Below are 24,742 nucleotides of genomic sequence, written 5' to 3'. Positions count from 1 at the left end.
CGGGAGGGAGTTCCGCTTCGCCAAGCCCGAGACCTGGGGCGAGCCGGACGCCGCGACGGTGCAGGTCACCGACCGGTACGGCACCGCAAATGCCCTCGCCTTCGACCGGCTTCACCCGAAGCTGACCACCCGCTCCGCGTGGATCGACCACACCGCCGAGCTCCCCGTCATCGAGGGCACGGTGATCCGCCTCCAAGTCGACCACCTGCCCGGCGGCGCCGACCCGCTGCCGCTATGGCTGTGGTCCTCCCGCACCGGGATGACCAGCCAGGACGTCGATCTGCGCTGGCAGGCGTTCCTGCGCAGATTCGACCTGGAGCACACCTTCCGCTTCGCGAAACAGACCCTCGGCTGGACCCGCCCCAAGCTCCGTACCCCCGAGGCGGCGGACCGGTGGACCTGGATCGTGATCGCCGCCCACACTCAGCTCCGCCTCACCCGCGCGGCGGCCGCCGACCTCCGCCGCCCCTGGGAGAAGCCGGCCGAACCCTCCCGACTCACTCCGGCCCGCGTCCGCCGCGGGTTCAGGAACATCCGCCCGCACCTGCACAATCCGGCCCGTGCTCCGAAACCCACAACACCCGGACCAGGCAGGCCGCTTGGATCGAAGAACCAGCGGCCCGCCACCCGCTACGACGTCGGCAAGACCACCAGACGCCCGGAGAGCGTTACTGAACGCAATCGCCGCAAAGCTCGCAAAGGTTAAATTTCAAGCTGAGAAGCCGTTGCCATACCGATCATGGAGTCTGTCGATCGAACGGGAGTCTCGATCGGGTGACCGCGCGGGCCCTGCCCGGCATGAGAGCAGGGCGGGCCTGGCGGTATACGGGGAAAATCCAGGGGAGCGGACGGCCGCGCGCTGCTACGGTCGGGCGCCATGAGCTGGCTTCCCGATGACTTCGTCCACCCCGTCCTGGTACCGCTGCCGGACGGTGGTCATCACCTGCGGCCGATCCGGGAGGCGGACACCCCGCTCGACTATCCGGCTGTGATGGGTTCACGCGAGCGGCTGTGGACCATCTTCGGCCCGGCCTGGGGCTGGCCCGCGGCCACCATGACCTACGAGGCCGACCAGGCCGACCTGTTGCGGCACGAGAAGGAGATCGCCGCACACCAGTCCTTCAACTACGCGCTGTTCGACGCGGCGGAGACGGCTCTGCTCGGCTGTGTCTACATCGACCCACCGGAGAGGGCCGGTGCGGACGCCGAGATCTCCTGGTGGGTGGTGGACGAACTGGAGGGCAGCAAGGTCGAGCAGGCCCTCGACGCGCTGATGCCGCAGTGGATCGCCGCCGACTGGCCGTTCGAGCAGCCGCGCTTCCTCGGCCGCGAGATCTCCTGGTCGGACTGGCTCGCCCTGCCGGAGCATCCCGACACGTAAGTGGTTGTTGCCCGCACCGATCTCGAAGGCTGTCGATCGAACGGGAGTCTCGATCGGGTGACTGCGGCGGTTTCCGCGCGTGAAAGCAGGGCCTCTTGGCAGCTCAAAGGGTGTCTACGCCAAAAAGCTGCCCAGGAGGCCCTGTTGACGCAGTTCTACGGCACCACGTGGGCGGAGTCCACTTCTGCCACCCTTGCGTGTGACTGCCTGGCTCACCGGTTCGGGAACGCCGGCGACCACGGGGTGCGCGAGCGCCGCTGTCCGACGGACATGTCCGACGCGGAGTGGGCGGGGGCCAGGCCCCTGCTGCCGGTGCCGGGCCGGTTGCGGGGCCGGGGCGGTTCAGGTTCACGAAGCTGATCATTTCCCTGGCACAGCAGCCGGAGAGCGAACGCAGAGTCGCACACCTCACCGGCACCACTCAGATCGAGTTCGTGCAAGCCTTCCACCTGGACCACCGCCCCCGAGGCATCACGCTCCCGTGGCTCCGCAACGGACTTGTCGGCTTGGTGGAAGTCGTCGCAGACCTGACTCACGAGAGTAAGCGCGATGACGCCTCATCCTGACTGGTCATCACAAAGCGCCCGCATCGTGATCGATGAGGGACAACCCGGATGCCAGTGCCCGGGCAGTGTCGGCGAAGTACTGCTCGTCGGCACCAGGGGCAAGACCGAGAGGGACACCCTGGCTGAGGCCAACGAACAGCGCCCTGAGCGCGGTGGTCAGGCGTTGCGCCTGTTGCGGCGTCACGACGCCCCCTTCGTGCGACCTTCCGGTGAACAGCGCAACCAGATGCTTCTCCTGCGACCGGATGGACGCGGCGAGCTGGGCCCCCAGCTCTGGGTCATGCAGGACCATGTCCAGCAAGGTGATCTGAAGCGACAGGCCGGACAGCGCGTCCGGGGCGTCACAACTGCGCCGGTAGTACCGGGCGAAGGCGTCGACCGCTTCCAGCAGATCAAGTCCAGCAGGAACCGCCTGCTCGATCTCCTCGTAGTACGGCCGCAGGTAGTCGGCGACCAGGGCGACCACCAGGCCGTCCTTGCTTCCGAACAGGGAGTAGATGGCGCCGGTGGTCAGGTCGGCGCGTTCGGCGATCTCATCAAGCCTGGCCCTGTATCCGTCCCGGGACACGACCTGGAATGCAGCGTCCAGCAAGGCACGGCGGTTGCGTTCCTTGGCCTCCGCTCTCGTCATTCTCATAGTTTGATTATTGCCGTAATCTCGTTACGGAACCAGTCTGGACGAACTTCGAGGAGGGCGCTCACGGCCCAGGCCGTGGCACCGCGGGTGACCCGCCAGACGGTGGGCGCCATCGCCGACGGCGCCTTCAAGGTGTTGCTCGCCGCTGTCTACATCGCCGGCGCTGCCCCACTCGGCCGGTTACTCGGCACGTCGGCCTGGCTGATGGTCGTCTCAGGCGTGGCCCTGCTGATCGGCGGCGGCATCGAGATCAGATACACGCGCAGCCGGTCGATGCGCACCTACACGCAGTTCATGATTGCCTACGACAGCGGCTGGGTGCTGACGGCCCTGACTGGCTTCCTGATGGCGCGGCAGGGCAGCGGTGCCGGGGGCGAAGTCTGGATGGGGTACCAGACGGCCGCTCCCCTCGTGTTCGCCGCGCTGCTGGTCGCCGCTGCCCCTACGCAGATGACCTCGGACTCTCAGCGCGATACCTAGGGTTGAGCGAGACAGCCGACCCGCCCCCGTCTCGCTCGAACTGAGGCACCCAGGTCAAGCACTCACCCTGCCTCACCTTGAGCGAGGCCGGACAGCCGTGGATGCCCGAAACATTCGTCAGCCATGCGGCCGAACGTATGGACTGCCGGGCTGGAACGCCTCCTCATGTCCGCCGTATGCCGACGGTGTTCGACCACCCGGACAGGGGGCGGTTCCGTTCTTTCTTCTCGGTCCCGCCGCTTCCGCACAGTGGCTCATACGGGGGCACGAGGAACAGCCCGGCAGGCGCTGTCAGCCATGGACCGGTTCGAGGTCGGGTGGCGGGACGACGAGGGCGGGTGTCGGCGCCCGTTGGCGGATGTGGTCCTGGTGGAGTTCGAGGCAGCAGGGCTGCCGGTGCGGGGGTTTCCGTCTTCTGGTGAACAGCACGCGCCACTACGGTGGTCCGATGGCATCGATCAGGCAGTTCCAAGTCACCTTCGACTGCGCGGAACCGGAGCGCGTCGCTCGTTTCTGGTGCGAGGTGTTGGGGTACGTCGTACCGCCGCCGCCGAAGGGGTTTGCCACGTGGGACGACTTCGACCGCTCGCTACCGCCCGAGCGTCAGGGCTCGGCGTTCGCCTGCGTCGATCCCTCGGGGGTGGGACCGCGGTTGTTCTTCCAGCGCGTTCCCGAGGGCAAGGCCGTCAAGAATCGGCTTCATCTCGACGTGCGGGTCGGCACCGGGCTCGTGGGCGAGGAGCGCCTCGCCGCACTCGAGACCGAATGCGCACGGCTGGTCGCGCTCGGCGCGGTGCGGGTGCGGCTGCTGCGTGCCGACGGCTTCGACGAGTCGTGCATCGTGATGCAGGACGTCGAGGGCAACGAGTTCTGTCTCGACTGAGGGGCTGTGGAGGAGGAGCACGCGATCACGGTCCTGTTCGAGCCCCTCGGCGGGTTCGTTGCCGACCGCGAAGCAGCGCAGGGCACGCGGTGCTCCGACAACGGCGCCCCGCCGGGTGGTGCAGCCGGTCGGGGCGCCGGACTCCGCAGGCCGGGGACGACGGCTTCGCCGGTTCGGGGGTCCAGCTCCTCTCGGCGTGGCGCCTTGCGGGTTGTGGGCTGCCGCCTCGCCTCCACGGAGACCACCAGGGGCCTCGTACCGGACTGTGCGACGGTCGATCCCCTGCACCACGACGAGGGACGCGACCGCCCCGATCGACCGGGACGCCGGGCCGCACCGCGTCCCACTCCCCATCAGCCGCTGCTGGTCACGGCCTCGGCCTGGTGCGCCTTCACCGGGACGGGCCCGCGGCGGCGCCGAACCACCTGGGCAGGTGGGCGAGCAGGTCCTCCTGGCCGTCGCCGACCCACGCCACGTGTCCGTCCGGCCGGAGCAGGAGCGCGGGCACGTCGTCCAGTTCCTCGCTGACGTCGACGACGTGGTCGACCCGGTCGGCCCAGCCCTCCACCGAGAGCAGGCCTCCGGTCTGGTCGAGCAGCAGTCCGCGGCCGCCGTGCATCAGCCCGTACAGGCGGCCTCGCTTCAGCCCCACGTCCCGCAGCCGCCGGCCGAGCAGGTCGTGCCCCTCGCCGAGGTCGTAGCGGACCCCGATCGCGGTGATCTTCTCGATGAGGTACCGGTTCACGTTCTCGAAGTCCATCAGCTCCGACAGCAGCCTGCGCACCGACCGGGGCCCCGGCCCGGGGGACAGCAGGAGCATCTGCGCGCGGGTGTTGTCCAGCACGTCGGCGGCCACCGGGCGCCGTTCGGCCTCGTAACTGTCCAACAGCCCTTCCGGGGCCCGGCCGGCCACCTCGGCGGCGAGTTTCCAGCCGAGGTTGAAGGCGTCCTGGATGCCGAGGTTGAGTCCCTGGCCGCCGGTCGGCGGGTGGATGTGCGCCGCGTCGCCGGCCAGCAGCACCCGGCCGGTCCGGTAGCGCTCGGCGAGACGGGTGGCGTCGCCGAAGCGGGAGATCCGGCGTGGCGAGTGCACGCCGAAGTCGGTGCCGGCGTACGCCCGCAGCTGCTGCTTGAGCTCGTCGAGGGTGGGCGGGACCGCACGGTCCTCGGCCACGCCCTCGGCGGGCACGATGACGCGGTACACCCCGTCCCCCTCGGGGATGGCGCCGAACAGGAGCTGGGTCCTGCGGACCTCGGCCACCACGGCGGCCAGCGTTTCCGGCGCCACGTCCAGCTCCACCTCGCCCAGCAGCGTCTCGCCCCGGCTCGGTTCGCCGGGGAAGCCGACGCCGAGCAGCTTGCGCACGGTGCTGCGGCCGCCGTCACAGCCGACGAGGTAACGCGAGCGCAGCCGTGTGCCGTCCGCCAGTTCGGCGCTCACCCCGTCCTCGTCCTGGCTCAGCCCGACCAGTTCGCAGCCGCGCCGGATCCCGGCACCGAGTGCGACGGCGTGCTCGGTCAGCAGGCGTTCGGTGACCGGCTGCGGAATGCCGAGGACGTACGCGTGCGCGGTGTCCAGCCGGTCGGGCCACCCCTTGTCGATGGCGGCGAAGAAACCACCGACCGCGTACTGCCTGCCCTGAGCGAGGAACCGCTCCAGCAGACCGCGCTGGTCCATCACCTCGACACTGCGCGCGTGCAGCCCGAGCGCACGGACGTGCCCTGTCGGCTCGGCCTCCTTCTCCAGCACGACCACCCGCACACCGCGCAGCCGCAGTTCGGCGGCCAGCATCAGCCCGGTCGGCCCGCCGCCGACCACGATCACGTCAGTCATGAAAACCCCCACCCCGGACGACCGAAGAGGCCCATACCCGCGCGAAGAGACACATGCCACGTGAATCGCCGATTTGCGCAGGTTCCGGCCCAGGGCGACGATTCTGCGGCACGACCGGGGCCTTGCCGCAAGCCCCCCGGTGCGCTATACGTTGAAAGAGGCAGGGAGCGGACACGTTCCTTGCCTTTTGTCGTCCCGCCCCTCGAACCGGACGCTACGAGCCGCGGTACAGCCGCTCCGGGTCCACGAGCAGGACCTCGCCCCGCGCCGCGGCCTCGCGCAGTTCCGGGGAGAAGCCGGCGCCGCTGGAGCAGGCAGGGGTGGCGTGGGTGGTGTCCACGCCCCTTGCCTCGAGCAGGTGGAGGATGCGGCGGAGGCGTTCGAGGTGGCCGAGGTCCATGACCTTCTGCCACGTGACCTCACCGACCGACAGGAGAATGCCCTGGTCCTGGCCGTTCGGCCGCCAGGTCGAAGAGCACCTCCAGTGCCTCGTGCCAGGTGGCGGGCCGTGGAAGGGAGGCGGCGCCGGCGTAGCGGGCGACCGCCTCTCCCAGCAGGCGCAGGGACTCGGCGGCCGACGCCTCCACGGCCGCGTGGTGGAAGCCGTCAGTGGCGTCGGCGAGGGCCTGGAGCAGAAAGCTCTTGCCCTGACGGCGACGTCCCGACACCACCCCGAGCCTCGGTCCCACGCCCTCTCCGGTCGCGAACGCCGTCAGCTCGCTCCACTCCCACTCCCACTCCCACTCCCACTCCCACTCCCACTCCCACTCCCGGTCGAACATGTCCGGCGGCCTGGGAAGACTGCGCCCAGGGGACGGAGGCCGAGGCAGGGACCGAGCCATGGGCGCGGCCCTCCTCTCTCAGGGACATACCTCTTACAAGTACACCTCTGAGAACGACGCGGGGAGCCCGCGGTCACACAGGGCGGCGGCCCGGAGCCGGTCGGATGCCGTGCGGCGACGCCCCGCACGGCGACGGCCCCGGCGGTGCGGGCACCGGTGGTTGACCTTCACGTCGGGTGAGGCCGCAGCCTCGGGAGAGCCGGGCAAAGGGCTCGGCGTCAGGGTCGGGGAGGAACGGCATGCGCTTCGCGTTGCATCGGATCCGTGTTCAGGAACTCGTGCGGGAGGCCGACGCGTATCGGCTCGCCCGGCGGGCGAGGAGCGCGCCGCCGGATCCGGGGCCGCGCCCTCCCGTCGTCCGGCCCGGCCGTTCAGCCCTTGACCGCGCCCGAGGTGAGGCCCTGGACGATGTGGCGGCTGGCGAAGGCGAAGAGGACCATGGTGGGGAGGATGGTGAGGACGGCCGCCGCGGACATCGATCCCCAGTCGATGTTGAAGCTGGAGATGAAGCCGTTGAGCGCCGTCGGGACCGTCTTGTTGGCGTCGCTGTTCATCAGCGTCACCGAGAGGAACAGCTCGTTCCAGCAGTTGACGAAGTTGAAGATGAACGCGGCCACGATCCCCGGGCGCATCACCGGCAGCAGGACCCTGACCAGCGCCCCGAACCGTGACAGGCCGTCGATCATCGCGGCTTCCTCCAGCGCGTCCGGGATGTTCTCGAAGAACCCGCGGAGCATCACCGTGCAGAACGGCACGCACACCGCGATGTAGACGAGGACGAGTCCGAAGCGGTTGTCGACCAGCCGCAGATCGGTCATGAGCAGGTACAGCGGGCCCAGCGCGATGAAGGACGGGATCATCTGGGTGACCAGGGCCGCCATCAGCAGCGCCGACCTGCTGCGGAACTCGAAGCGGGCCAGGACGTACGCCGACAGCGTCGAGATCGCCGTGGCCACCGCCCCCGCGACGGTCGCGACGACGAGGCTGTTGACGAGGTACGTCCCGAAGTCGGCCTTGCCGAACAGCCCTTGGTAGTTCTCCAGCGAGAACTGCTCGGGCCAGTAGGCGATCGGGAAGGAGAAGATCGTGCCGGGGTCCTTGAGGGACGTGACGGTGATCCAGTAGAGCGGGAAGAGGGAGAAGACCAGCCACAATCCCAGGAAGGTGAACTTGGTGGCCCGGCCGGCCGTGGTTTCCTTGCCGATCACGCCTTCACCTCTCGCTTTCCCGCACCATGGCCCTTGGCGCCCCGTCTGCTGTCCGCTCTCCCGGACGCCTGCTTCTCCCGCGTCGCCAGCAGGAAGAACACCGCGAAGACCAGGAGTACGGCGACCACCAGGAGGCCGATCGCGGACGCCTTGCCGTAGTCGCCCTGCTGGGTGATCTTGATCATCCAGGTGGTCACGATGTGCGTCTCGTTGTTCGGCCCGCCCCCGGTCATGCCGAAGATCAGGTCGGGGAAGTTGAAGATCCAGATGACCCGCAGCAGCACGGTGAGCGCCAGCGTCGTGCGGATGTACGGAATGGTGATCCGGAAGAGTGTGCGCGCCTTGCCTGCGCCGTCCAGGGCCGCCGCCTCGTACAGCTCGTCGGGGATCGACTGCAGCGCGGCCAGGATCATGATCGCGAAGAAGGTCACCCCGTACCAGATGTTGGCGACCAGTACGGCGGTCATCGCGGTCTGCGGATCGGCCAGCCAGGCGATCGGCTCGTCGATCAGTCCCGCCTTCTGCAGCAGGTCGTTGACGACGCCGAACTCGCTGTTGAACATCCAGCGGAACAGGATGCCGATGAGGAATCCGGAGATCGCCCAGGGGAAGAAGATCAACGCCTGGTAGAGGCCGCGGAAGGGGAACCGGCGGCGCAGCCACAGCGCGATCGCGAAGCCGATCACCAGCTGCGGCACGATCGAGCCGACCACCCACACCAGCGTGTTGTCCAGCACCGTGGTCCACGCGGGATCGGCGAAGACGTCCCGGAAGTTCTTCAGGCCGACCCACGAGGTGTCCGTCAGGTCCGTCAGGTTCCAGTTCCGGAAGGCCATCTGGCTGCCCGCGACCATCGGGTAGTAGATGAAGACCGCCACGAACACGGCCGCCGGTGCCAGGAACCCGGCGATGAGCAGACCGCGACGGGTGGTGAACTCCCGCCGGCGGCGGCCGGGGCCGTGCCCCCGGCCTCCCTGCGCCCCCACCGCGGCCCGCGTCCGCCGCGTGGCCTTCGAGGCGGCCTTCGCGTCGGCCTCTGGCGTGGCCTTCGATGCGGCCTTCGAGGTGGCCGAGGGACCGGTGCCCGGCATGTCCTCTACTTCCACTTCTCGGTCCAGTAGGCGTCCCAGCCCGCCAGCAGGTCCTTCGGCGTCAGCTTGCCGAGGATCATCTTCTGGACGTCCGTGTCGGCCTGCTGCTGCCACTCGGTCCACCAGGCGACACCGCGCGGCTGGGCGACGGCGAGGTACGTGTCCGGCTGCTCCGTCATGGTGACGTAGCTGGCCCACGGGCCGGTCCGGTAGAACTCGTCCTCGGCCGCCGACTCGAGGATCGGCACCAGGCTGTTCTTCTTGGTGAACGCCGTCGACGCCTCGCCCTCGGAGAGGAACTCGATCAGTTTCACGGCCTCGGCCTTGTTCTTGCTGCCGTCCGCGACACCCCACCCGGCGGTGGCGAGCGGCTGGACGGTCTTGCCGCTCGGGCCGGCCATCAGCGGCGCGGTGCTCCACTGGTCCGGCTCGAGCGACTGCGACTCCGATACGGCGGCGATCACTTCGGGGTCCTGCAGCAGGAAGGCCGTGGACCCGTTGGAGAAGCCTTCGACCATCTCCGGGTAGCCCCACGCCACGGACGACTTGGGCGACGCCTTCCTGAAGAGCTCGAGGTACATCTCCATCGCGTCGAGCGCCTCGGGGGCGGAGAAAATCGTGCTGCCGTCCCGCAGCTTGTAGCCGTTGGCCGGGTCGATCCGGTCGGCGACGTACGCCTCGATGGCGGCGGTGGCGTTGCTGTGCGCGTTGGCCCCGCCGCGGAAGGCGTAGCCGTACCGGCGCTTCGCCGGGTCGTGGAGGGCGGAGGCCTGCTCCAGCAGTCCGTCCCAGGTGGCCGGCGGCTTGTCGAAGCCCGCCTCCTCGATCAGGTCGGTGCGGTGGAAGAGGCTCAGCCCGTAGAAGCCGTACGGGACGAAGTACGTCCTGCCCTCGGCGTCCTCGGAGGCCTGGACGGCGTTCTCGGTCAGGGCGTCCTTGCCCTTCCAGTCCGCGAGGTCCTTCTTCATGTCGTACAGCCAGCCGTTGTTGGCCCAGGGACCGACCGTGATGTCACGGACCTCGAGGACGTCCACGCCGCTGCCGGACTGGAGCATCTGCTGGATCTTCTGATCGGCCTGCTCGGTGGGCGGGGAGATCAGGTTGACCTCGACCTCGGGGTTCTTCTTCTCGAAGTCGGCGATCAGCTCCTTGATCAGGTCGCTGCGGGCCGGGTTGGTCAGGCTCTCCACCATGTTGAGGGTGACGGTTCCGTCCGCACCGGGGCTCATGGTGGAACAGCCGGTCACAACCATCACGGCGGCGGTGCCGAGTGCGAGGGCTGCCGTCCTTCTTCTCATCGTGCTGACCTCTTCCTTGACGGGATGCGGGCGGGACGGGGGAGGGGTGCGGGCGGGGATTGCGGGCGGGCCGGAGACGGGATACGGGCCGGCCGGAGACGGGGCGCGGACGGTGCGGGATACAGGCGAGCCGGAGACGAGGTGCGGGCGGGCCGGGCCGGGCGGAGACGGGAGCGGGAGACGAGCCGGGCGGGATACAGGCGAGCCGGAGACGAGGTGCGGGCGGGGTGGAAGCGGGCTTCGGGCGCTGCTAGGAAGCGCGGTGCGGCGGCCGTGCGCGGGCCGTGCGGGCCCACTCGCCGAGGATCGGAACGCAGTGCTCGGCGAAGTACTCGTAGTCCTCGGCGGTGTTGTAGACGTGGGCGGAGAGCCGCAGGTAGCCGATGCCGTCGAAGCTGGTGAAGGCGGCCTCCACCCCCAGCTCGCCGACCGCCCGGTCGCGCAGCGCGTCGGCCGAGACCCGGCTGTCGGCCAGTCCTTCGGGCAGCCGCACCAGCCGCATCCCGGGCACGGGCATGCCGACGTCCACCGGGCCGTCGAAGCCCGTCAGTCCGGCGAGCGCGGCGCCGATGGTCCGCTCGGCGTAACCGGCCAGGTCGTCCATGTACCGGCGGGCGGTGGACCAGCCCCAGGTGCTCTCGATGAACCCGAGCGCCGTGGGGGTGGCGAGGTAGCCGGTGGCGTCGACCGTGCCCTGCTGGTCGAAGCGGTCGGGGTAGGGGTCCCCGGCGCCCCAGGAGTCGATCAGCGGATACAGGTCGTCCCGCTGCGGGCCACGGGCGACCAGGGCGGCGGTGCCACGCGGCGCGCAGGCCCACTTGTGCAGGTTGCCGACCCAGAAGTCGCAGGCCGGCCCGGCGAGCGGGTCGGCGATCAGCCCCGGCGCGTGCGCGCCGTCGACGAGCAGCGGGACACCGCGCCGCCGCGCCTCGGCACCGATCCGCTCCACCGGCATGCGGCGGGCGGTCGGCGAGGTGATCTGGTCGACGACGACGAGGTCGGTGGCGTCGCTCAGCTCGGCGGCCACGGCCTCGTACGCCTGCTCCTCGTCCGCGTCCAGGGGCACCACGGCCGTACGGACCCGGCCGCCCCAGCGGCGTGCCAGGCGTTCGGCGCCCATGGTGACGGCGCCGTAGCCGTGGTCGGTGACGACGATCTCCCCGCCGTGGCGGCGCCGGAGGTTGGCGAAGACGACGCTGGCGCCGGCGCTCGCGTTCGGCACCAGGGCGAGGTCTTCGGGGGCCACGCCGAGGAACGCGGCGAGGTCGGTCCTGGTCCCGGCGAGCCGCTGCGGCAGCGCGGGGAACCAGGCCACCGGCGCCCCCTCCATCTCCTCCCGCACCCGCTGCTGGCGTTCCTGCGCCACCAGCGGGACCGCTCCGAACGAACCGTGGTTGAGGTGACGCAGGGCCGGGTCCAGCGACCACGCGTGCAGGGCCGGCCGGCCGTCCGCCAGCAGCAGGGGGCGCGGTGCGGTGGTGACCTCGGTCTCGGTCTCGCTCACATGACTCCCCTCCGGATCCCGGGCCGTGCCCGGGTACGGCCCTCTCGCACGGGAGGTCATCAGACTTCCGACACGAGAAGACGCGAGACGTATGATGAATGGGGATGTTGGCATGCGTTTTTCGGCCATGACAAGCCCTCTGCAGCAAGAGAAGTCAGATGACTCGCGACAGATACGCCCCAGACATCTGATGACTCGTCCTGTGGTCGGCGCTCGCTACAGTGCACCGAGGATCGGGGAGGGCGCGTGCCGCGGGCCCTTCGGGGGACGGGAAGGAATCGGATGTCCGCAGTCGACAAGGCGTTCCACGGCCTACGGCACATGATCGCGACGGGGCGCCTGGGCGCCGGTGAACGCATTCCCCCCGAGGCGGACCTGTGTGAGGAGCTGGGTGTCTCGCGCGGGTCGCTGCGCGAGGCCGTACGCATGCTCGCGGCGCTGGGCGTGATCGAGCCACGGCACGGCTCCGGCACCTACGTCTCCCCGCTCAGACCGGAGGACCTGATCGGCAGCCTCTCGCTGACGCTCCAACTGCTGCCGCTGCCCGGCCTGCTGGAGGTGTACGAGATCCGGCGGGTCCTGGAGGCCCATGTCGCCGCCAAGGCGGCCGCCCGCGCGACGCCCGGGACGCTGGCGACCCTCTTCTCGCTCATCGAGGCGATGGAGGCCACCGAGGACCCCACCGAGGCTTCGGAGCTCGACCACCGTTTCCACGCGGAGATCGCGGCGGCGGGCGGCAACCCGACGCTCGCCTCGCTCCTCGCGGTCTTCCGCGCCCGCTCCCGCAAGTACCAGGTCTTCACCCTCCCGGAGGGCCCGGAGCTGCGCCGCAGGAGCGACGCGGACCACCGCGTCCTGGCCACGGCGATCGCCGACCGCGACCCGGGCGCCGCCGCGGGTGCGGCCGAGGCCCATGTCGCCCAGACGGAACGGTGGCTGCGCGCCCTGATGCCGCCAGTGGAGGAGGACCCCCTCACGGACGACGCGGAGGCCCACGGGAAGGACGGCACCGCCTGACGGCGCGGGTCGGCGTCTGCTGTGCCTGCGCCCCGGCGCGGGCAGGACGGGAAGGGGCGGTGGTACGGGTCGGCAGGCCCAGCGTTCCGGTCGCCACCGCCGGCGTCATGGCGCAGGAGTCCACCGCACGCCGGACGTCGGGGGCGTCCAGGCCCGCTCCGGTCACGATGCGATCGAGGTCGATGTACGCGGAGCGCACGGTCTCCAGCGAGTGGTACACCTGCCGGTCCCTCCGCCGGTCACGGGTGCACTCGGACGGCAGCCGGCGTTCCCGGCGGCGGAACATCCGGTCCCGGATCTCCGGGCGGGTGGGCGTCAGGTGGGTGTGGCGCACCAGGTCGTAGAGGGGGTCGCCGGCCAGGGCCATCTCCCCGTCGACGCAGGTGAGCACCGGGTCACCGGGGTTCGATCAGCAGCCCGTGCAGGCCCCGGACCTCCAGCCACTCGACGAGTTCCCTCGCCACCCGCTCCGCCGAACGCCCCGCGAACAGGCGGCAGAGAGGGGGCCGTCGAAGTCCCACAGCACGACACGGGCGCCCTTGACCAGGTCTTCCAGCGCCCTCGGTTCGATCGGTTCGTTCGCGCCCTCGAAGTTCTTCTGGTCGTCCTCGGCCTCGTGTGTCACCGGTCCGGTCCGCGTCGCGTCAGAAGTCACTGGGAGAGTGTCAGGTCCGTGGTGATGGTTTCCCAGAGGGCGTCGAACCACTTCTGGGATTCCTCCACGAACGCCTGGTCCCGCCGGCCGGCCTGCCGGGCGAAGGAGAAGAGCAGGGACTGGGAACCGAGGGCGTCGTACATGTCCAGGGTCTGGGTGCCCCACTCCTCCTCGCGCCTGGCCAGCAGGTAGTAACCGAGCAGCGCCTCCTGGCCGTTGAGCAGGTAGAGCTTCATCGGCGGGGTGAAGGGCAGGGCGCGGAACCTGACGTGGACGTCGATGCCGTGGGTGTGGCGGACGGACTGCAGGTTGTGCTGGAGCACCTGGGCCTGGGCGTTGCGCATCTGCAGCCACCGCTCGTGCACCGGACCGCCGCCGTCGGCGTCCTCGGCGCCCTCGGCGACCAGGACGGGGAAGGCCAGGTTGATGGTCCGGGACGGCAGGAGGACGCGGAACTCGATCGACTCGGGACGGAGTCTGCCCTCGTGGATCAGCCGGACGGGTTCACCGACGGCGACCATCAGCGTTTCGGACGTGTGGGACACGACGTCGATACGGACGTGCGCCGCGCGGAAGGCGTCGGTGAGGCGGGGGGCGAGGCCGACCATGGTCGGCCGGGGCTCGTCGGACGCCGGGGCCGGTTCGGCGATCCGGGGCGGGCTGCCCTTGCTGACGTTGCTCAGCAGGCCGTCGTCGGCGAGGACGCGCAGCGCCCGGCGGACGACACCGCGTTCCACACCGAACTCCTCGGCGAGTTCGGCCTGGGTGGGCAGGCGTTCGCCGGCCCTGAGCTCCCCGGCGCGGATGCGTTCACGCAGGACGTCGGCTATCCGCTGGGGCGCGTTCCTGCTGTTGCCGTTCACTGCGACGTTCTCCTGGGTCACGACCAAATGCTACAACTTTGATCCATCTATGGTGAGTTGTTTGAAAGCTGTTTACAAGTACCCACCAAGCAGGGACAACACAAACAGAGCTGGTAGCCAACTCTCCCAAGTTGGCGGAGGTTCCGCTTCCGTCAGCAGGGAAGCACGAAACAGCACGAAGGGGGAAATCGTGCCCGTCATCGCTCTCGTCTCCGCGGTCCTCGTCCTCGCCCTCGCCCTCGCCCTCGAGCAGTACGTCGAAGGGAAGTACGGCATCATCGGCCTGCTGCTGCTGCTCACTCTCGGCATCAAGGCCAACAGCCCGGGCGTCAGCTCCACCGGGGCCGTCCTGCTCGCGCTGCTGGTGGCGCGGCCCGCACTCTGATCCCACCGCACCTGCCGAGCCCCCACCCACGGGGGCAGGGAGACGTCAGCCCGTGAGCCGCAGCTCCGAACTGATCGTCTCCCACAGTGCGTCGAACCACAGCCGGGACTGCGTCACGAAGGCGCTGTCCCGCGTCCCGGCACCCTGCTCGAACGCGAACAGCGCGGAGCGGGTGCCCTGCACGTCGTACGTCCGGATGTTCTCCTGGCCGATCTGCGCCTCGCTGCGGGACGGCGTGTAGTAGGCGAAGAACGCCTCCACGCCGTTGAGCAGGTACAGCTTCATCGGCGGGGTGAAGGGCAGCGCCCGGAAGGAGACCCGCACGTCGATGCCGTGGGTGGCGCGCAGGGCGCGCAGGTTGTGCCGGAGCACCTGCCCCTGGGCGTTGCGCATCGACAGCCACCGTTCGTGCACGGGGTCGTCGCCACGGTCGTCGTGACGGTTGCCGCCCCGGTCGTCGTCCGGGTCCCCGACCGCCACCGGGAAGGCGAGGTCGACGTTCCTGCCGGGCAGCAGGACGCGGACGTCGACCTTGGCCGGTTTCATCCGTCCGGCATGGATCCGGCGCAGTGGTTCGCCGATGGCGAGGGTGAGGGATGTCGCGGTCAGGCAGACGGCGTCGATCTCGACGTGCTCGGCCTCGAAGGCGGCGGCGATACGGGGCGCGAGGGCCGCCGTGGTGGGCTGGGGCGGCGCTCCCGGGCCGGTCGGCGCGCCGCCGGGACGGCCGGCGACGGTCGCCGGAGCTCCCTTGGCGACATTGGTGAGCAACTGCTCGGACTGCAGGATGCGCAGCGCCTGACGTACGGCAGCGCGCTCGACGCCGAACTCGTCCGCGAGCTTCGCCTGAGTGGGCATGCGCTGGCCGGGTCGCAGCTCTCCGGACCTGATCCGGGCGCGCAACTCGTCGGCCACCTCGCGATGTGTCCTCTGTGACCGCTGTGGCCTCTTCCGTCCCTGGACGGGGGCGTATTCCGGGTCCACGCCGAAACCCTACAACTTCTCGCTATCTTTTGGCAGTTCCGCGAAAGGTGGTTATGGGCCGCACCCAGGCGGAGATAACTCAGGAGAAGTTGGTCGCCAACTCGAGCACCACGGTCGAGCCTCCGAGGAGGTTGGCCGTCACGGTGACAGCTGGAGCCACTCCTCGAGCCACCGACCGGGCTTCCCCTCCGGAGGGGAGCCGGGAACCCGGCCGGTCAGCACCACCACAACCACAACCGAACAGCAAGAACAGCAAGAACAGCTACGGATGACACGAAGACAGCTGCGGCTACGGGTGCACCGACACCCGCCGGACGAGAGGGAGGGGGGAAAGGGAGGAAGCACCGCCGAGGGAGCGCGCCAGCGGCAGCGGCAGCGGCAGCGCTCAGAACATGTCCGGGCACCACGGTCGCCTGGACGTACGCAGCAGGGCGTCGGCCTCACGGGCGGCGCCCGCTCGTTCTTCCCGGACCCGGCCCAGCGCCGCCAGCCGCACCGCCGACTCGTCGCCCAGCCACAGCGGCGCCAACTCTGCGACGTCCAGGGTCAGGTCGGCGTCATCGGTGGTCGTCGCGCAGGTCCCGGTGCCGTCCTCCGACGCCCGGAGCCGGTAGCGCCCGCCGGCCAGCCCCGCACCGTCGGTCACCTCCAGCACCAGTGACCCGGCCGCCTCGTACGTCCGCGCCTCCAGCGCCCGTACGACGTCCAGGACCCGCACCCACAGCCAGTCCGCCTGCGTCGTCACGGCGGCGGCGCGCGGGTCCGGAAGGAGGAACGGGAGCAGGTCGTCCGGGGCCCGCCAGCCGCTCTTCACCTTCACGACCCAGTCGATCGAGCACAGGTAGCGCCACAGCGCCCGCTCCGCGGCCGGGTCCACCGCGAGCAGCCAGTTCACCCGCACCGTGTTCAACGGCTGCCTGGAGTCGCCCCACGTGTCGTCCGCGGCGTAGGAGACCATGCCCTCGACCTCGCCGCCCGCCGAGCGGTACACGGCGAAGAAGGGCTCGTTCCACGTCGGGTGGAAGCGCACGGCGCCGGTGGCGGTCTTCCACCACACATCGGTCCGGCTGACCGCGCCCGGCTGGAGCGCGCGCAGCCGCTCGTGCAGGTCCGGGCCGAGCTTGCGTACGTCCTCCGCGTCCACGAGGTCGACCCGTCCGCCGCACTCCGGGTGGGACCGGCGCGGGTCGAGACCGGTGCGCGGGACGTCGACGGTCCACTCGGTGGACCAGGTGGCGGGGCCGAAGCCGTAGCGGCCGTAGATCGGGTACTCGGCGGCGACGAGGGTCGCGACGACGTCCCCGCGCTCCTTCGCGGCGGCGAGGTCCTGCGCCATCATGCGGGTGAGCAGACCCCGCCGGCGGTGCGTGGGGGTCACACTGACGTTCGTGATCGCGTCGGCGGGCACGGCGGCCCCGCCGACCGCGGTGAGCTCCTGCGCGAACGAACGGAACGTCGCGACACAACGGCCGCCGTCGAAGGCTCCCAGCGACCGGCCCGGCGTGAAACACAGACGGCGCCGCGCCTCGAGGTTCTCCTCGGAGGAGGTGGGCTCCCGCAGGAACCCGGTGTTCAGGGCCCGGTTCCAGTCGGCGAACTCGGTCTCCGTGATCAGGCGTACGTCGATGTCGGTGCGGGGCGTTGCGGCGCTGGGGGTCATGCCCTCACGGTAGGTCGGCCCCGACGGAGGTGTCGCGCGCTTTTCCGACCGCCCACGCCCCGGCGCCACCGCGTGCGGGCCACCCGTCCGGCACCCCGCCCCGCCCTGTCCCGCCCCGCCCTGTCCCGCTTCACACCAGCAGGTCGTCGACCTGGGCCTCCCCCTCGCGGTACCGGCGCGTGATCTCCGCGCTGCAGTCGTCGGCGGCGCGCTGCAGGCCCTGCCGGCTCCGGGACACCTGCTGCTCGCACCGCACCAGCCGCCCCATCGCCGCGATCAGCTCCCCGTCCGTACGCGCGCCCAGGTCCGAGAGCTCGACCTCGCCGAGCATCTCCGCCGCCAGCCGCCGGTACCGCTCGCTCTGCGGCGTCCCCAGGGTCACGTGGCGGGCGGACGAACGCTGGCGGGCCGGGGTGTCCCGCAGGATCTCCGCGAGCCGCTCCACCACGGCCCCCTCGCCCCGGGCGTCGACCGGGGCCCCGCCCTTGGGGGCACGCCGGGCCAGTTCCGCCCGCAGGATGTCGATCCGCCCCTGGAGCAGCCGCCGCACGTAACTGAGGTCGGCCTCGTCACGCTGGGCGGCGCGACGCAGGGTGCGCAGCTCGGGCAGGCTGCGTACGGCCAGGGCGGGCTCGGGGCCCGGGTGCTCCCCGGGCAGCGCCGGGCTGTCCGTGCGCTGTGCGGGCGGGCGGTGGAACTCGCGTTCCTCCACCCCCGCCCGGGCCGACGGGACGGGCGGCCCGGACTGCTGCCCGGTTCCTGGTGTGCTCATGTGCCTCGACCGTCCCCTCGACCGGTGTGTGTCAGCATCGTGCCACCCCTGGTGGCCGCTGTGTGACCGAGTGCCCACGATCCGCCCCAGATGGGGGCCAAGGAGTAAAAATAGCCCGCCCGGGACCCCGCGCGGACCACCGTCGGCCGTCTGTTCCCCGACCGGCATGATGGACGTATGCGTGCAGTGGTGCAGAGGGTGGACGGTGCGAGCGTCGTCGTGGACGGCGAGACGGTGGGGGCGATCGAGGGCGAGGGGTTGTGCGTCCTGGTCGGCGTCACGCACGAGGACACCAAGGAGAAGGCGGCGCAGCTCGCCCGCAAGCTCTGGTCGGTGCGGATGCTCCAGGACGAGAAGTCGTGCAGCGACCTCGACGCCCCGCTCCTGGTGATCAGCCAGTTCACCCTTTACGGCGACGCCCGCAAGGGCCGTCGCCCCACCTGGAACGCCGCCGCCCCCGGGGACGTCGCCGAACCGCTGGTGGACGAGGTGGTCGCCCGGCTGCGTTCGCTGGGCGCGACGGTGGCGACGGGCCGCTTCGGCGCGCGGATGCGGGTGTCACTGACCAACGACGGCCCGTTCACCGTCCTCCTCGAGGTCTGACCCGCACCCGCTGACGCGGGTCAGACACCCGGCACGGGTCAGACACCCGGCGCGGGTCAGGGCTCGACCACGGTCTCCTGGGCCGCCGCCGTGTCCCCGGCCGTCAGGCGGGCGTCGACCGGGACGTTCCGCTTGACCAGCGCGAGGGCGACCGGGCCCAGCTCGTGGTGGCGTACGGACGTGGTGACGAAGCCGATCCGGCGGCCCTCCGGGCCGTCGTCGGCCAGGCGGAGGTCCGTCCCGGCCGGCGGCAGGTGGACCTCGCTGCCGTCCAGGTGCAGGAAGACCAGCCTGCGCGGCGGCTTCCCCAGGTTCTGGACCCGGGCGACCGTCTCCTGGCCCCGGTAGCAGCCCTTCTGCAGGTGCACCGCGTCGCCGATCCAGCCCAGCTCGTGCGGGATGGTGCGGTGGTCGGTCTCGAAGCCGAGCCGGGGGCGGTGCTGCTCGACCCGCAGCGCCTCGTGGGCGAGGAGACCGGCGGGCGGCCCGGCCTTCCCCGCGTACGACTCCAGGTCGGCGCGGGGCAGGAACAGGTCACGGCCGTACGGCGTCTCGCGGACGGCGACGCCCTCGGGCACCTCCGCGATGGAACCGGCGGGCAGGTGCACCACCGCGACGTCGGCGGTGCGGTCGGCGATCTCGACCCGGTAGAAGAACTTCATCGACTCCAGGTAGGCGATCAGCGCCTCCTGGGTGCCGGGTTCGACATGGGCCCAGACCGTCTCGCCGTCGTCGACGAGGTAGAGCGCGTGCTCGATGTGGCCGTTCGCGGAGAGGATCAGCGCCTCGGTGGCCCGGTGCGGCGGGAGGTCACTGACGTGCTGGGTGAGCAGCAGGTGCAGCCAGCTCAGCCGTTCCGGCCCGGAGACGGTGACGACCCCGCGATGGGACAGGTCGACGAAGCCGGTGCCTTCGGCGAGGGCACGCTGCTCGCGGAACAGGTCGCCGTAGTGGGCGGCGACGCCTTCGTCCACGCCCTCGGCGGGGACGGCGCCGGGCAGGGTCAGCAGGGGGCTCTTCATACTCCTAGCCTACGACTCGGTAGTTGAACCCTTCAGGGAACAGTCCCTGCAGCGGCCGAAGATCGCGAAGTGCTTCAGGTCGGTGTCGAAACCGAAGGTGTCGCGCAGCTTCGCCGTGAACTCGGCGGCCACCTCCACGTCCGCCTCGATGACATCGGTGCAGTCCCGGCAGACGAGGTGGAGGTGGTGGTGCCGGTCGGCGAGGTGGTAGGTCGGGGCACCGTGCCCGAGGTGGGCGTGGCTGACCAGACCCAGCTCCTCCAGGAGCTCCAGGGTGCGGTAGACGGTCGAGATGTTGACCCCCGACGCCGTTCTCCGCACTTCCACGAGAATGTCGTCGGGGGTCGCGTGCTCAAGCGTGTCGACGGCTTCGAGCACGAGTTGGCGCTGCGGCGTCAGCCGGTAGCCGCGCTGCCTGAGATCGCTCTTCCAGTCGGTGCTCACCACACCACGAGTCTAGGGCCTGCCGTCTGGATCACGCCGGGCTCGCGGGCCCCGCCCCCCGGGGCCGGAGGGCTCACTTGAAGAAGGCGATCCCGTCGTCCGGCATGTCGTCGGGCAGGGCCTTGGCCCAGCGCTCGACGTCCTCGGGGGTGACGACCTTCTTCAGCTGCGCCGACATGTAGGGGCGCAGCTCGACCTCGGGGGTCTGCTTCTCGCCGACCCACATCAGGTCGCTCTTGACGTAGCCGTACAGCCGCTTGCCGCCGCTGTAGGGCCGGGAGGCCGCGGTGCGCGCCACGGCGTCCGTCACCAGGTCGATCTGCGGCTTCTGGTGGGCCAGCTCGCCGTACCAGATCTCGATGACGCCGTCGTCGCGGGTCATCGTGACCTCGACCTTGCGGTGGGCGTCGATCCGCCAGAAGCCGTGCTCGGACTCGAGCGGCCGGGCCTTGCCGCCGTCCTCGTCGAGCACCCAGGTGCGGGAGGAGTACTCCAGGAAGTCCCGGCCGTCGTGGGTGAAGGAGACCTCCTGCCCGAAGTTGCACTTCTCGGCGCCGGGGAAGTCGTGCACGCCTGCGCCCGCCCAGTCGCCGAGCAGAAAGGCGAGCGGTACGAGGTCCTTGTGGAGGTCGGACGGGATCTCGATCATCAGTGACAGTTCCTGGAGTGGGCGGTCAGCGCTGACCCTGGTACAGCTTCTTCACGGCGAGCCCGGCGAAGGCGAGAACGCCGACGGCGACCAGAACCAGCAGGGCTTCGTAGAAGAGAACCACGGGATGCTCCTTGAGCGGGGTGCGGTGCATGACGTGTGCACGGGGCAGCACCCAGCTTACGCGGCCGGCCCCCGGCCCCGTCGTGCACCCACCCGGCGGCGGAGGACGAGGGGACCGGCGGCCGGGCGGCGGGCTCGCGGGTACGGGCGCACGGGGTGACTACGATGCGCGCATGGCGAAGAAGCTCGTGATCAAGGTGACCGCGGGGGCCGATGCTCCCGAGCGCTGCTCGCAGGCGTTCACGGTGGCGGCGGTGGCGGTGGCCAGCGGGGTCGACGTCTCGCTGTGGCTCACCGGTGAGTCGGCGTGGTTCGCGCTGCCGGGCAGGGCCGCCGAGTTCGAGCTGCCGCACGCGGCACCGCTGCCCGACCTGCTGGACTCGATCGTCGCGGGGGGCCGTCTCACTCTGTGCACCCAGTGTGCGGCGCGCCGGGACATCACGGAGAAGGACGTCATCGAGGGCGTGCGCATCGCGGGTGCACAGGTGTTCGTGCAGGAGGCGCTGGCGGACGACACGCAGGCCCTCGTCTACTGACCGGCCCGTGTCCACCGGCAGGAGGGGCGTCCCGAGAGGTCGAGCAGGACGCGTACGTCGTCCTGGGGCTGCTGCTCGGCGAACCGGGCGCCCTCGGCCACGGCCCGCGCGGGCAGGGCGGCCCGTACCGCCAGGTCGTCGACCTCGATGTGCAGGCGCGGCACCGTCTGACGGCCGCCCGGATTCCCAGCCGGACGGGCGGACGGGCAGGCGGCACGTACGCGGGTTCCGCCCCGAAGGCCGGTGCCGTCCTCTCCGTGCCGGGCGGCGGTCCGCCGAGGACCGGTGCGGTTCCTCGGCGCGTCGAAGGGGCCAGTTGTCCTCGACCACGCAGCGGGCCGGGCGCAGCCGTCCGGTCTCGGTCAGGGGTGCATCACGGTGGGGCACGAGGGCCTTTCGGTCCGGTGTAGACGTCGCAATCCACACCGAACCGGAAGGCCCTCACCTGTTCAAGATCCCTCAGCCGAGACCTGGCTCACCCGTCCACGACCTCCCGGGACGGAACACCTAGCGCGGCCGTTTCTTCCCGTCCAGCTCGTCCCACCACGCGTCGGACTCGGGGTCGCCCGAGGGGTCGTCCCACCAGCGGTCCTCGGGGCCGCGCCGGTTGGCGACCACGGCGGCGAACGGCGGGATGACCATGGCCACCACGCACATGCCCACGGCCACCGGCACCGACCAGAGCCGCACGACACCGCAGGCCAGGAGGAACAGCGCGATGCACGTGCCCATCATGACGAAGTAGACATGGCGCCTGCGCGCGTACATGCCTCCAGCGTAGAACCGGGTCCGCGGGCGTGCAGGTACGCGGGTGCGTCGAAGGGCCGCGTCCCCCGGTGCCGGTGTCCGGCCCTCGGGGACGCGGCCCTTCGACGAGCCCTCACACCGCGATGGCGACCTCGGCCAGCCCACCCTGCTGGGCGACGACGGTGCGGTCCGCGGTACCGCCGGGCACCAGGGCACGGACGGTCCAGGTGCCCTCCGCCGCGTAGAAGCGGAACTGCCCGGTGGCGGAGGTCGGGACCTCCGCGGTGAACTCGCCGGTCGAGTCCAGCAGACGGACGTAGCCCGTCACCGGCTCGCCGTCACGGGTCACGTGACCCTGGATGGTGGTCTCGCCGGGCTTGATCGTCGAGGCGTCCGGGCCACCGGCCTTCGCACCGCACATGGCGTACTCCTGAACTCGTCTAGTGGTCTGGCGGGGTCGGGGTCGTGGTTCGGGCGGAGCCTACTTGCCGGAGCCGAGCTCGATCGGCACGCCGACGAGGGAGCCGTACTCGGTCCAGGAGCCGTCGTAGTTCTTGACGTTCTCCACGCCCAGCAGCTCGTGCAGCACGAACCAGGTCAGCGCGGAGCGCTCACCGATGCGGCACAGGGCGATGGTGTCCTTGGAGAGGTCGACCTGCTCGTCCTCGTAGAGGGCCTTGAGCTCCTCGTCGGACTTGAAGGTGCCGTCGTCGTTGGCGTTCTTCGACCACGGGATGTTGCGGGAGCTCGGCACGTGGCCGGGGCGCTGCGACTGCTCCTGCGGCAGGTGGGCCGGGGCGAGGAGCTTGCCGCTGAACTCGTCGGGCGAGCGCACGTCGACGATGTTCTGCGCGCCGATGGCGGCGACGACGTCGTCGCGGTAGGCGCGGATGGACTGGTCCTGGGGCTTGGCCTTGTAGTCCGTCTTCGCGCGCTCGGGGACCTCGTCGCCGGGGACCAGCTCGCGGGCGTCCAGCTCCCACTTCTTGCGGCCGCCGTCGAGGAGCCTGACGTTCTCGTGGCCGTACAGCTTGAAGTACCAGTACGCGTACGAGGCGAACCAGTTGTTGTTGCCGCCGTAGAGGACCACCGTGTGGCCGTTGGAGATGCCCTTCTCCGACAGGAGCTTCTCGAAGCCCGCCTGGTCGACGAAGTCACGGCGGACCGGGTCCTGGAGGTCCTTGGTCCAGTCGATCCGGATGGCGTTCTTGATGTGGTTCTTCTCGTACGCGGTGGTGTCCTCGTCCACCTCGACGAGGGCGATCGTCGGGTCGTCCAGGTGCTCCTGGACCCAGTCTGCGTCGACCAGTACGTCGTTGCGGCTCATGCGCTGTCTCCTCCGGGGCAGTTACGGCAGGGCGTGCGAGGGCGAGGGCGCGCGGCCACTCCGGCGGGAGCGGGCGCACGGATGCCCCTCGGCGGGGCGAGGTGGGGACGCGGACGGCGGGGCGTCCGCTCAGAAAGGCCGACAGAGCATGGCGGCGACGCGGCAGAGGTCCACTGCCCGCCGCTTCGTGAGATCCGCTTGTCCCCGCGCTCGGAGGACGCTCGTCTGACACTGCATGCCGTCGATCGTAAGGAGGGCGGGGCGGGCATGTCACCGCCGTGTCGCATGCTGAGACAAGATTATCCGCGATATGGGACTACAAAGGCGCCGAGCCCGCTCCCGCCCGACCCGGACCCGGTCGCGCCCCCGCTCACGGCTGCTCTACGGACTTCCCCGTCTCACCTGCCGGACATCCCAGGTCCACCGGGCCCGGGGCCCCCGGGCCCGACCGCCTACCTACCCGGCGAGCCGGACGTCGGAACCCTGCACGGTGATGTCGACGCCGGACTTCCCCACCTCGACCTTGTCGAGCTTGATCCCGCCGGGCAGGCCGTCGATCCTCTGCTCGAAGTCGGTGATCTCCCGCACCCGCGCCTCGGCCGCCTCGACGCCGCCGAACGACGGCAGGGTGTCCGCCTGGACCCGCACGGTGTCGCCGTCCACGACCGTCACGGAGCTGAGGACGGTGACCGGCTCGGGCAGCTTGGTGCCGAGCACGGTGGCCTCCACCGCGACCCTGATCTTCCCGTTGCCGCCGTCGGACAGGCCGACGACGGAGGCGGTGACACCGGGGCCCACGTCCGTGGACTCGGACGCGGCGGTCTTGAGCAGCTCGTCGTAGGTGACGCTCGCGGTGCCGGTCGCGTCGGCGGCGGTGGCGGAGCCGAAGTCACCGGAGAACTCGACGCCCCTCATGTCGGCGCGCAGATCGTCGATCCGGATGTTCTGCTTGCCGTCGCCGGTGCCGGCCTCGTACTCATCGATCCCGATCTGCACCTCGTCGAGGGAGCCGCCGGCGACCTGGGTGAGAAAGGGGAAACCGTTGATGGACACGTCGGGGGTGGTGGCGAGGTTCTCGGTCGACTTGAGCCGGTCCGCCACCTCCCCCTCCGCGAAGTTGACCGCGAGGCGGTCCACGATCACGAAGATGCCGCCCAGGATCACGACGATGATCAGCAGTATTCGCAGTGCGCGCATGCGGTTGAATCCCCACCTAGGTGCGTTTCGACGG

At 70.5% G+C, this 24,742-nt stretch carries 28 protein-coding genes and 4 pseudogenes; 8 read left to right on the top strand and 24 right to left on the bottom strand.

Features of this window, described 5'->3' with window-relative positions; all coding sequences use genetic code 11:
- Positions 1 to 706: pseudogene (locus tag TU30_RS27450) on the top strand (transposase); the annotation flags it as partial.
- A gap of 171 nt (positions 707 to 877) precedes the next feature.
- Positions 878 to 1,381 (top strand): GNAT family N-acetyltransferase, encoded by a 504-nt coding sequence (locus TU30_RS27445; protein WP_042174883.1) that lies wholly within the window; start codon positions 878 to 880, stop codon positions 1,379 to 1,381.
- Between the two features lie 573 nt (positions 1,382 to 1,954).
- Here TU30_RS27445 and TU30_RS27435 read toward each other — a convergent pair.
- Positions 1,955 to 2,578, bottom strand: a complete 624-nt coding sequence (locus tag TU30_RS27435) for a TetR/AcrR family transcriptional regulator (RefSeq protein WP_042174879.1) — start codon at positions 2,576 to 2,578, stop codon at positions 1,955 to 1,957.
- Between the two features lie 93 nt (positions 2,579 to 2,671).
- Here TU30_RS27435 and TU30_RS27430 point away from each other — a divergent pair, with 93 nt between their 5' ends.
- Together TU30_RS27430 and TU30_RS27425 are read left to right on the top strand one after the other, a co-directional pair.
- Entirely contained in the window at positions 2,672 to 3,064 is a 393-nt protein-coding gene (locus TU30_RS27430) for a hypothetical protein (protein WP_042174877.1), read from the top strand.
- A 448-nt stretch (positions 3,065 to 3,512) separates the two neighbouring features.
- Entirely contained in the window at positions 3,513 to 3,947 is a 435-nt protein-coding gene (locus tag TU30_RS27425; protein WP_042174875.1) for a VOC family protein, read from the top strand.
- 391 nt (positions 3,948 to 4,338) lie between these two features.
- On the opposite strand, the gene rox is transcribed toward TU30_RS27425, so the two are convergent.
- The 7 genes from rox to TU30_RS27390 all read right to left on the bottom strand — a co-directional run bounded on the left by rox (position 4,339) and on the right by TU30_RS27390 (position 11,724).
- Positions 4,339 to 5,781 (bottom strand): rifampin monooxygenase, encoded by a 1,443-nt coding sequence (gene rox / locus TU30_RS27420; RefSeq protein WP_042174874.1) that lies wholly within the window; start codon positions 5,779 to 5,781, stop codon positions 4,339 to 4,341.
- 214 nt (positions 5,782 to 5,995) lie between these two features.
- Positions 5,996 to 6,181: a hypothetical protein gene (locus tag TU30_RS27415; protein WP_042174872.1), complete on the bottom strand. Its 186-nt coding sequence runs from the start codon at positions 6,179 to 6,181 to the stop codon at positions 5,996 to 5,998.
- Positions 6,182 to 6,200: 19 nt separating this feature from the next.
- Entirely contained in the window at positions 6,201 to 6,563 is a 363-nt protein-coding gene (locus TU30_RS27410) for a hypothetical protein (RefSeq protein ID WP_042174870.1), read from the bottom strand.
- A 431-nt stretch (positions 6,564 to 6,994) separates the two neighbouring features.
- Positions 6,995 to 7,831, bottom strand: coding sequence for a carbohydrate ABC transporter permease (locus TU30_RS27405; RefSeq protein WP_042174868.1), 837 nt, complete (start codon positions 7,829 to 7,831; stop codon positions 6,995 to 6,997).
- A complete protein-coding gene (locus TU30_RS27400; protein WP_234307996.1) occupies positions 7,828 to 8,922 on the bottom strand; it encodes a carbohydrate ABC transporter permease in 1,095 nt (364 codons plus the stop codon). Before TU30_RS27400 ends, TU30_RS27405 begins: the two co-directional genes overlap by 4 nt.
- Before the next feature lie 5 nt (positions 8,923 to 8,927).
- Positions 8,928 to 10,220, bottom strand: a complete 1,293-nt coding sequence (locus TU30_RS27395; protein WP_042174866.1) for a sugar ABC transporter substrate-binding protein — start codon at positions 10,218 to 10,220, stop codon at positions 8,928 to 8,930.
- 250 nt (positions 10,221 to 10,470) lie between these two features.
- On the bottom strand, positions 10,471 to 11,724 hold the full coding sequence (locus tag TU30_RS27390) for an aminotransferase class V-fold PLP-dependent enzyme (RefSeq protein WP_042174863.1): 1,254 nt from the start codon (positions 11,722 to 11,724) through the stop codon (positions 10,471 to 10,473).
- 282 nt (positions 11,725 to 12,006) lie between these two features.
- Here TU30_RS27390 and TU30_RS27385 point away from each other — a divergent pair, with 282 nt between their 5' ends.
- Positions 12,007 to 12,741, top strand: coding sequence for a FadR/GntR family transcriptional regulator (locus TU30_RS27385; RefSeq protein ID WP_042174861.1), 735 nt, complete (start codon positions 12,007 to 12,009; stop codon positions 12,739 to 12,741).
- Here TU30_RS27385 and TU30_RS27380 read toward each other — a convergent pair.
- From TU30_RS27380 to TU30_RS27370, 3 genes and pseudogenes are all read right to left on the bottom strand, one after another.
- Positions 12,698 to 13,129: pseudogene (locus TU30_RS27380) on the bottom strand (hypothetical protein); the annotation flags it as partial. The gene TU30_RS27385 and the pseudogene TU30_RS27380 sit on opposite strands and share 44 nt — an antisense overlap.
- 16 nt (positions 13,130 to 13,145) lie before the next feature.
- Positions 13,146 to 13,447, bottom strand: a pseudogene (locus tag TU30_RS37715) (HAD family hydrolase); the annotation flags it as partial.
- The gene (locus TU30_RS27370; RefSeq protein ID WP_042174855.1) at positions 13,393 to 14,286 is read right to left on the bottom strand and encodes a winged helix-turn-helix domain-containing protein; all 894 of its coding nucleotides are present in this window, start codon (positions 14,284 to 14,286) and stop codon (positions 13,393 to 13,395) included. The pseudogene TU30_RS37715 and the gene TU30_RS27370, both read right to left, overlap by 55 nt.
- A gap of 163 nt (positions 14,287 to 14,449) precedes the next feature.
- Here TU30_RS27370 and TU30_RS27365 point away from each other — a divergent pair, with 163 nt between their 5' ends.
- Positions 14,450 to 14,644, top strand: coding sequence for a hypothetical protein (locus tag TU30_RS27365; protein WP_042174854.1), 195 nt, complete (start codon positions 14,450 to 14,452; stop codon positions 14,642 to 14,644).
- A gap of 45 nt (positions 14,645 to 14,689) precedes the next feature.
- Here TU30_RS27365 and TU30_RS27360 read toward each other — a convergent pair whose 3' ends face one another.
- The 3 genes from TU30_RS27360 to TU30_RS27350 form a co-directional block, all read right to left on the bottom strand.
- Positions 14,690 to 15,628, bottom strand: a complete 939-nt coding sequence (locus tag TU30_RS27360) for a FadR/GntR family transcriptional regulator (protein WP_078878550.1) — start codon at positions 15,626 to 15,628, stop codon at positions 14,690 to 14,692.
- A gap of 385 nt (positions 15,629 to 16,013) precedes the next feature.
- On the bottom strand, positions 16,014 to 17,288 hold the full coding sequence (locus tag TU30_RS27355) for a GNAT family N-acetyltransferase (RefSeq protein WP_042174850.1): 1,275 nt from the start codon (positions 17,286 to 17,288) through the stop codon (positions 16,014 to 16,016).
- 130 nt (positions 17,289 to 17,418) lie between these two features.
- Entirely contained in the window at positions 17,419 to 18,060 is a 642-nt protein-coding gene (locus TU30_RS27350; protein ID WP_042174847.1) for a hypothetical protein, read from the bottom strand.
- Positions 18,061 to 18,237: 177 nt separating this feature from the next.
- Between TU30_RS27350 and dtd the strand changes: the two genes are divergently transcribed.
- Positions 18,238 to 18,663, top strand: coding sequence for a D-aminoacyl-tRNA deacylase (dtd, locus tag TU30_RS27345; RefSeq protein ID WP_042174846.1), 426 nt, complete (start codon positions 18,238 to 18,240; stop codon positions 18,661 to 18,663).
- A 56-nt stretch (positions 18,664 to 18,719) separates the two neighbouring features.
- On the opposite strand, the gene TU30_RS27340 is transcribed toward dtd, so the two are convergent.
- The 3 genes from TU30_RS27340 to TU30_RS27330 form a co-directional block, all read right to left on the bottom strand.
- On the bottom strand, positions 18,720 to 19,685 hold the full coding sequence (locus TU30_RS27340) for a folate-binding protein YgfZ (protein ID WP_042174843.1): 966 nt from the start codon (positions 19,683 to 19,685) through the stop codon (positions 18,720 to 18,722).
- Positions 19,686 to 19,694: 9 nt separating this feature from the next.
- Complete coding sequence (locus TU30_RS27335) at positions 19,695 to 20,132, bottom strand: Fur family transcriptional regulator (RefSeq protein WP_042174841.1); 438 nt, start codon at positions 20,130 to 20,132, stop codon at positions 19,695 to 19,697.
- Between the two features lie 70 nt (positions 20,133 to 20,202).
- The gene (locus tag TU30_RS27330) at positions 20,203 to 20,778 is read right to left on the bottom strand and encodes an FABP family protein (protein ID WP_042174839.1); all 576 of its coding nucleotides are present in this window, start codon (positions 20,776 to 20,778) and stop codon (positions 20,203 to 20,205) included.
- A gap of 296 nt (positions 20,779 to 21,074) precedes the next feature.
- Here TU30_RS27330 and TU30_RS27320 point away from each other — a divergent pair, with 296 nt between their 5' ends.
- The gene (locus tag TU30_RS27320) at positions 21,075 to 21,437 is read left to right on the top strand and encodes a DsrE family protein (RefSeq protein ID WP_042174837.1); all 363 of its coding nucleotides are present in this window, start codon (positions 21,075 to 21,077) and stop codon (positions 21,435 to 21,437) included.
- On the opposite strand, the gene TU30_RS36220 is transcribed toward TU30_RS27320, so the two are convergent.
- From TU30_RS36220 to TU30_RS27295, 7 genes and pseudogenes are all read right to left on the bottom strand, one after another.
- Positions 21,431 to 21,601, bottom strand: coding sequence for a hypothetical protein (locus tag TU30_RS36220; RefSeq protein WP_158719379.1), 171 nt, complete (start codon positions 21,599 to 21,601; stop codon positions 21,431 to 21,433). The genes TU30_RS27320 and TU30_RS36220 overlap by 7 nt on opposite strands.
- 126 nt (positions 21,602 to 21,727) lie before the next feature.
- Positions 21,728 to 21,824: pseudogene (locus tag TU30_RS35720) on the bottom strand (IS481 family transposase); the annotation flags it as partial.
- Between the two features lie 120 nt (positions 21,825 to 21,944).
- The gene (locus TU30_RS27310) at positions 21,945 to 22,205 is read right to left on the bottom strand and encodes a DUF3099 domain-containing protein (RefSeq protein WP_042174835.1); all 261 of its coding nucleotides are present in this window, start codon (positions 22,203 to 22,205) and stop codon (positions 21,945 to 21,947) included.
- 112 nt (positions 22,206 to 22,317) lie between these two features.
- Entirely contained in the window at positions 22,318 to 22,605 is a 288-nt protein-coding gene (locus tag TU30_RS27305) for a DUF1416 domain-containing protein (protein WP_042174833.1), read from the bottom strand.
- Positions 22,606 to 22,665: 60 nt separating this feature from the next.
- Complete coding sequence (locus tag TU30_RS27300) at positions 22,666 to 23,511, bottom strand: sulfurtransferase (RefSeq protein ID WP_042174831.1); 846 nt, start codon at positions 23,509 to 23,511, stop codon at positions 22,666 to 22,668.
- 129 nt (positions 23,512 to 23,640) lie between these two features.
- Positions 23,641 to 23,748: an Ms5788A family Cys-rich leader peptide gene (locus tag TU30_RS38410; RefSeq protein WP_350849312.1), complete on the bottom strand. Its 108-nt coding sequence runs from the start codon at positions 23,746 to 23,748 to the stop codon at positions 23,641 to 23,643.
- A 219-nt stretch (positions 23,749 to 23,967) separates the two neighbouring features.
- Positions 23,968 to 24,708: a DUF2993 domain-containing protein gene (locus TU30_RS27295; RefSeq protein WP_042174829.1), complete on the bottom strand. Its 741-nt coding sequence runs from the start codon at positions 24,706 to 24,708 to the stop codon at positions 23,968 to 23,970.
- Positions 24,709 to 24,742: the final 34 nt, after the last annotated feature.

The sequence above is a fragment of the Streptomyces sp. NBRC 110035 genome (genome assembly GCF_000829695.1).
Lineage (GTDB): Bacteria > Actinomycetota > Actinomycetes > Streptomycetales > Streptomycetaceae > Streptomyces.
Note: the sequence above shows the minus strand (reverse complement) of the source record. Positions and strands in the feature narration are given on the sequence as shown.